Origin of the sequence: Nocardia noduli (assembly GCF_019038455.1) — a bacterium.
In the GTDB taxonomy this organism is placed as follows: domain Bacteria; phylum Actinomycetota; class Actinomycetes; order Mycobacteriales; family Mycobacteriaceae; genus Nocardia; species Nocardia noduli.
The window spans coordinates 24,595-31,121 of record NZ_JAFMPL010000100.1 but is presented as its reverse complement, the minus strand read 5'-3'; the positions used below and the strand labels follow the sequence as shown (position 1 = coordinate 31,121).

Sequence of the window (6,527 nt, the reverse complement as noted above, 5' to 3'; positions counted from 1 at the left end):
GTGTGGCCGGTTGGCCTGTGTTCGGCGTGCCGGTGTCGGGCTGACTGGTCGTCGGGCCGGAGCCGCCCGGCGCGGTCGGGACGGATCCCGATGGACTGGAATCGCTGGGGGAAGCGTTGCTGGAGCTTCCAGCGGCTGGGTCGGGGGCCGTGGGCTGGCTGGGAGCGGTGGTTGGTGCGTTCGATGGGCTGGAATCGCCGGGTGTGCTGGGTGAACCGGTATCCGTGGGAGGGGGCGATGGGACCGGAGCGGCGGGCGTTTCGGTTGTCGGCGCACCGGTGGCGGGGCTGCCGCTGGAATTCGCGTCACCGGGCCCGTTCGGTGTTCCGGCGTTCGCGGGACCGCCCGTGGAGGGGTTTTCGCCGCCGGAAGGACCGGTCGGAGCGGGACTGCTGTCGCCTGCACTGGGCGTCGCGCCCGTCGATGGACTACCACCGTCGGGGTGTCCGGAGCTCGTGCTGCCCGAGGACGGGGCGTCGCCCGACGTGGCAGGAGCGGTCGGTGACGCCGGTTCCCCCGGTGTTCCGGAACCGCTCGGCGAGCCCGAACTGCCGGGGGGCTCTGATCCGCTCGGCGAATCAGAGCCACCAGGGGATCCGGATCCGCTCGATGAATCCGAAGCACCAGGACTCCCAGACCCACTCGGCGAATCCGAACTGCCCGGAGTCCCGGACCCACTCGATGAATCCGAACCACTGGGAGTCCCGGACTCACCCGGCGACCCCGTACCACCAGCGGACCCGGGCCCACTCGATGAATCCGAAGTACCAGGACTCCCAGACCCACTCGGCGAACCCGAACCGCCAGCAGACCCGGACCCACTCGGGTTCCCAGCCTCGCTCGGGGTGTCATTGCCGGACGGCGTCCCGTTCCCACCCGGGGACTCACTACCGGACGGCGTCCCATTCCCCGCGCCGGACGCGGAATCACCCGCAGCCGCAGGAGAAGTCGGTGAACCCGTCGCGGAATCCCCGGTAGACGCAGGCGCGGTCGGCGAACCGGTCCCACTCGGCAAACCCGTCCCACTCGGCGAACCGGTCCCACTGGGCGAACCACTCCCGTCACTCGACGCCGGGTCTCCCCCAGCCGACGCCGGAGCGGTCGGCGACCCCGCCCCACCCAGATCCGGAACCGTCGGCGCGGGCGACCCACTGTTCCCGTGGCTCCCCGATTCCATCGCACTCTGCACGCCACCCGCACCGGCGCTGGTGAAGGTATCCACCCCGATATCGAGATTGAAGTCCTGCCCCATCAACGCCGACGCCACCCCGGCGGAAGCCACCTGCGCGGACAGATCAGCACCCAACTCCGTGGCCGCCCCCGACACCGACTTGGTCACGAACTTGCTCACCGGGTTGGTGACCGCGTCCCCCACACCGCCCAGCGTCGAACCGAGACCACCGCCGACAGCGCCACCCACCGCGCCGCCGAATGTCGCCAACCCCAGATCCGCCCACCCGAATTTGTCGCCGGTCCGATTCCCCTGACCCACCTGGATCAGGCGGGCGGCCAGATCGATACCGCCCTCTTCCAGCGCCTCGAAGGCCGCGCCCCGCAACGCCGCCCGCGCCGCCGCCTTCACCAATCCGCGCGTGACCATGCGTGAGATCAACTGTCGGATCGCCATCCGCACGCCGACTTGCGCCGCGACCCGGGCCGCGACCCCCGCGGCCGCGCCTATCCCCGTCCACGATGTCGCGATGGCGGCGCCGATCTCCACCGCCGCGACGACCATCGTGCCGATGATCACCAGTTTCGTGTGCTCGATGTCGTTGGCGCCGTCGTCGAGCAGTTCCGCCTGTACGTTGCACCACTTGGCGATCGAGGTGAACGCCGCCTGGTCGCCCGACAGCAACAGATCCCGGTACGTCGCGATCGCGTCGTGGGTCTCGCCGGCGGACAGCGCCGACAGTGCCGCGGTCAAGGCCCGGCCGGCGTCCTCGTCGACGGTGTCCAGCGTCGACCCCATCGACGACCACGCGTCCGCCGCTCGGCGCATGGCGGTCTCGTCACCTTCGGGCCAATCACCCGCGCCCAGAATGTACTTCGCTACCCACTGCAACGAATCCGGGATCTCGATACCCACGACAGATCTAGGTTTCGGTCGACTGCTTCAACTGCGCGGCCCGCGCCGTGTCCTGTTCTGTCAATTTGTCGGCGATCGTCACCATATTCGTGCCGACCTGCGTCATCGACGTGGCGAGATTCCCGACCGCCTTCTTGCCGGGTTCCACACCGGGGGTGTAGTTCTCGGCGAATTTCCGGCCGATCTCGTCACCGCCCCAGCATTCGCCCTCGGCGGCGAGCACGGCGGCCAATTTCTCGGCGGCGGCGGTGATCGCGGAGGCGACCGAATCGAACGACGTCCTGGTCGAGCGCAACGCGTCCGGGTCGGCTTGGATCGAGCTCACCGCAGATACCCCTGATTCCGGTAATAGTCATCGTCGTCGTCCTCGGCCGCCGGTGGGGGCGGCGGCGCCTGGTCGACGGGCGGCGGAACGAACCGCGCCAGTAGATCTTTCGTGGCGGGTGCGCCGGGGATCAGATCGGGCAGGTCCGGCATGGCGGCCGCCGCGTCGGTCAACGGCGCGAGCGCCTCCTCCTGTATGCGCGCGGCCGCTCGCCCAGCGTCCCGCACCGTTTCGGTGATCACCACCCCGAGCTTCTCGGGGCTGGACCGTTTGAACACGTCCGGTTCGAGGTGCACTTCGATGACGCCCGCGATATTCGCGGTCACCCGCACCAGATTGTCGGCGGACCACACCGTCACCGGTTCGGCCGCCCTCGCCTGCGCCGTTTCCAACGCGGAGATATCGCGTTCGTAGGAATTCAGCATCTGCTCGATCTGGTTGCGCAGCGCGGCATTCCCGGCCCGCGTGATCTCCGGATGTTCCTCGACCATCACCGGTCCCCTCGCACGATCCGCCATCGAGTTGATTGGACGTGCGGACCACCGAATCGGATCCTCTTTATGCGATAAGTCTCTTTTGTTCAGATTGGCTATCACCGAAGCGGGCGGGGCGGTCGATGAGCGCGCCGACACCGGGAGACCGGACCGGCCGACCTGTGGATACCCGCGTTGACACTCCCATCAGGCCAATGAGACTGTGGGGACCTCGCAACTCGGGTCGGCCGCACTAGGGGGATTCCAGGATGACCACACTCGCCTCGGGCGTGTTCATCGATTGGGAGAGCCTGACCGGGCAGAGCAAATTCGTGGTGGATCTGATCACGTTCCCGATCTTCAGCGCGCTGGCGGGCTGGCTGACCAACTGGACCGGCGTGCTGATGCTGTTCTGGCCGGTGCGGTTCCGCGGGGTGCGGATCCCCGGGCTGGCGGTGCTCTACCCGTACTTTCCGCGGCGGGTGCAGGTGCTGCCGACGTTCTCCGGTGACGGGCGGCGACTGGGTTTCCAGGGTTTCATCCCGGCGCGCGCGGAGAAGATGGCGAGTATCTGCGTCGACAAGGCGCTCATGCGCATCGGGAGTCCCAAGGATTTCATCCACGAACTCGATCTGGACGGAATCTCCGACTACCTCGCGACACTGGCTCGCGGACAGGTGACCTCGATCGTCGACGAGATCATGTACCGGGAGAATCCCGATCTGTGGCGTTCGGTGCCCAAACAGGTCAAGCAGGTCATCTATCAGCGGGTGGACCGGCAGTTGCCGCAGCTGACCCGGCGCGCGTTCGACAGCCTCGGCGACAATATCGATCAGTTGGTCGATATCAAGAGTTTCGTCATCAGGTATCTGCACGAGAATCCGAACATCCTGAAGGATCTCACCACCACGATCGCCGCGCCGGAGTTGAAATTCATGGTGCGGATCGGCCTGCTGGGCGGGCCGTTCGGCCTGATCATGGCGCTGTATCTGCATGTGCACCACAGCATTCCCGTCATCGGCTGGCTGCCCGCCTGGGTGATCGTGCTCGCGAGCGCGGCGGCGATCGGCGTCGCCGTCAATGTCATCGCGGTCAAGATGGTCTTCGAGCCGGGCGATCCGCAGCCGCGCTACAAATATCTGTGGAAGCAGGCGCTGCTGGCCAAACGCCAGTCGCAGGCGGCGGTCGATCTGGCGCATATCCTGGCCTATCAGGTGCTCACGCTGCCCAATCTGTCGCACGAATTGCTGGACGGCCCCAATGGCGACAAGACCCGACAGCTGATCGAGCGCCTGGTCTCCGACGAGATCCACCGGCAACTGGGCCCGACGACCTCGATGGTGCGCGCCGCGTTCGGAAAGCGGCAGTTCGACAATCTGAAGGTGGGCGCGGCGGGCGCGGCGGTGGGTTTGGCCCCGAGCATGGTGCAGGACGAGGAGTTCGCGCTGGAGCAGGCCAAGACGATCGATGAATTCGCCGCACGCAAATTGCAGCTGCTCAGCCCCGGGGAATTCATGGAGATGTTCTACGCCTCGGTCGAACAGGACGCCTGGCTGCTCTACCTGCACGGTGCCGTGCTCGGCCTGGTGGTCGGCGCGTCCCACCTGCTGATCTTCGGCTGGTAGAGCGCCGATCCGAGGCGGCTTCCGCGACGCGGCCGAAAACAAGCGGGCGTGCTTGCATTTTTTCCGGCCGGGGTGCGATGCTGGGTCGGCAACGACGCGCACACTATCGGGTAGGGAAGACCACATGGCTGATCTCGAGGCGCTGCTGGACGATTTCGCCGGTGAATGCGCGGACCTGGAACGACTCGTCGCCCCGCTCCCCCCGCGGGAATGGGCCCGTCCGACGCCCGCAGATGGCTGGACCATCGCCCATCAGATCGGCCATCTGGCCTGGACCGACGATATCGCGACGATCGCCGCGACCGACGCCGATACCTTCACGCGCATGCTCGCCGAAGCGGGCCCGAAGGCGTTGACCCTCGTCGACGAAGCCGCCGACGACGCTGCGCGCACACCCGCCCCCGAACTGCTGCGCCGCTGGCAGCGGGGCCGCGCCACGCTCGCGGACGCGCTGCGGGCTGTTCCCGCGGGCGTCAAACTGCCCTGGTTCGGTCCGCCCATGAGCCCGGCGTCGATGATCACCGCGCGCATCATGGAGACCTGGGCGCACGGCCAGGATGTGGCCGACGCGCTCGGCGCTCGGCGCGAGCCCACCGCGCGACTGCGCAATATCGCCCATATCGGCGTTCGTACGAGGAATTTCGCCTATGCCGTGCGCGGTGCGACGCCGCCCGCCGAAGAGTTCCGGGTGGAGCTGACCGCGCCGGACGGCACGCTGTGGACCTGGGGGCGGGCGGACGCGGGACAGCGGGTCACCGGACCTGCCATCGATTTCTGTCTGCTGGTGACGCAACGACGTCACCGTGACGATCTCGCGCTGGAGGCGGACGGGCCGGAGGCGTCGGAGTGGCTGAATATCGCCCAGGCTTTCGCCGGGCCGACCGGCTCGGGACGAGCCGCGGGCCAGTTCGCGTAGCCCCCGGCCGAGGACGGCGGAGGGCCCGGAAGACACGGGCCGAGAAACGGGAGCGGGCGAGCGCCACACTTGGGTGCGCCGTATATGTCGACGGCCGGACGCCGTTGGCCGGGTATGTCATGGCAGTCGAGCGTGACGCCCGCCAGCTACCCCCAGTGTTACCCCGGCGCCCGAACGCGGAAACATCGGCGGCGTGCGGTGTGTGATCCCGCTCGCACACCTGCGGCGGGTCGCGGCGACCCGTAGCCTGGACATGTGTACGGCTTCCGACGATGCGGGCCGCCATACGCAAGGCAACCCGGGGCCCGGGGAAGGACAGCATCGTGACCGAATACCGTTCCGGCCAGATCGCCCGCTATACCGCCGTCGTGCTGGCGGGCACGGCCAGCCTCACTCTCACCTTCGCCGCGGGCGCGTACGTGGTTCGTCAGATTCCGGATACCCGACAGCCCTCCGAGATAACGAGCGACCGCGCCGCATCGCCGATAGCACTGCGGGACGTGACGAGGTCCGGCCCGTCCGCCGCCGCGGCGCCACGCACCGACGATCTCCGCGACCGGCCCGTTTTCCTGTTCGGGTCGCGCGCCGACGAGCCGGTCGCGTCACCGCTCGCGCCGCAGGCTTCATCGACACCACCGAGCACCGACCGGATGGCAGTCGCACCCGAGCGCCCGGTGGGCGTGAGCGGGCGGGTGGACGTCGGAAGCGCCTATGTCGGGGCTCATTTCGCGCCGACACGGAACTCCGTCGCGTTCACCGTCGACACGAATCTGTTCTCGACGCTGTCGGAATTTCTGGGCTCCGAACAGTTTCGCGACGATTTCGGCACCGAGGCCGACCCCTCCGGCATCACCGCGGTGCGCACCGAAATCGACACCCGGCGTGGCGAAGTGACATTCGTACTCTCCGATCCGTCGCTCGGCGAACACGATCTTCGGCTCGACCGCAATCCCGCACCGGCGGCGGTGCCACAGGACTCCCCCGGAACCGTGGCGGTACAGGGCGATTCGCGCTCGTCGGAGGCCGTCACCATCTGATCGCCCGCGATCGGCTCGGACCGACCTCCCGGAGCGCGGCCGTGCCGTCCCCCGTGGCGAACTCC

Annotated in this window: 6 protein-coding genes; 3 read left to right on the top strand and 3 right to left on the bottom strand. The window is 68.0% G+C overall.

Annotated elements, in window-relative coordinates; all coding sequences use genetic code 11:
- The 3 genes from JZ792_RS43650 to JZ792_RS33460 all read right to left on the bottom strand — a co-directional run.
- Positions 1-2,086: WXG100-like domain-containing protein (locus tag JZ792_RS43650; protein WP_498044265.1), on the bottom strand; the 2,086-nt coding region annotated here is incomplete at its 3' end.
- Positions 2,087-2,093: 7 nt separating this feature from the next.
- Positions 2,094-2,411 carry a WXG100 family type VII secretion target gene (locus JZ792_RS33465; protein WP_216916900.1) on the bottom strand — a complete coding sequence of 106 codons (318 nt, stop codon included), beginning with the start codon at positions 2,409-2,411 and terminating at the stop codon, positions 2,094-2,096.
- Entirely contained in the window at positions 2,408-2,929 is a 522-nt protein-coding gene (locus JZ792_RS33460) for a YbaB/EbfC family nucleoid-associated protein (protein WP_254190707.1), read from the bottom strand. Before JZ792_RS33460 ends, JZ792_RS33465 begins: the two co-directional genes overlap by 4 nt.
- 224 nt (positions 2,930-3,153) lie before the next feature.
- Here JZ792_RS33460 and JZ792_RS33455 point away from each other — a divergent pair, with 224 nt between their 5' ends.
- From JZ792_RS33455 to JZ792_RS33445, 3 genes are all read left to right on the top strand, one after another.
- Positions 3,154-4,509, top strand: a complete 1,356-nt coding sequence (locus tag JZ792_RS33455; protein ID WP_216916899.1) for a DUF445 domain-containing protein — start codon at positions 3,154-3,156, stop codon at positions 4,507-4,509.
- A gap of 124 nt (positions 4,510-4,633) precedes the next feature.
- Complete coding sequence (locus tag JZ792_RS33450) at positions 4,634-5,425, top strand: TIGR03084 family metal-binding protein (protein WP_216916898.1); 792 nt, start codon at positions 4,634-4,636, stop codon at positions 5,423-5,425.
- A gap of 323 nt (positions 5,426-5,748) precedes the next feature.
- Complete coding sequence (locus tag JZ792_RS33445) at positions 5,749-6,462, top strand: hypothetical protein (protein ID WP_216916897.1); 714 nt, start codon at positions 5,749-5,751, stop codon at positions 6,460-6,462.
- Positions 6,463-6,527 lie beyond the last annotated feature (65 nt).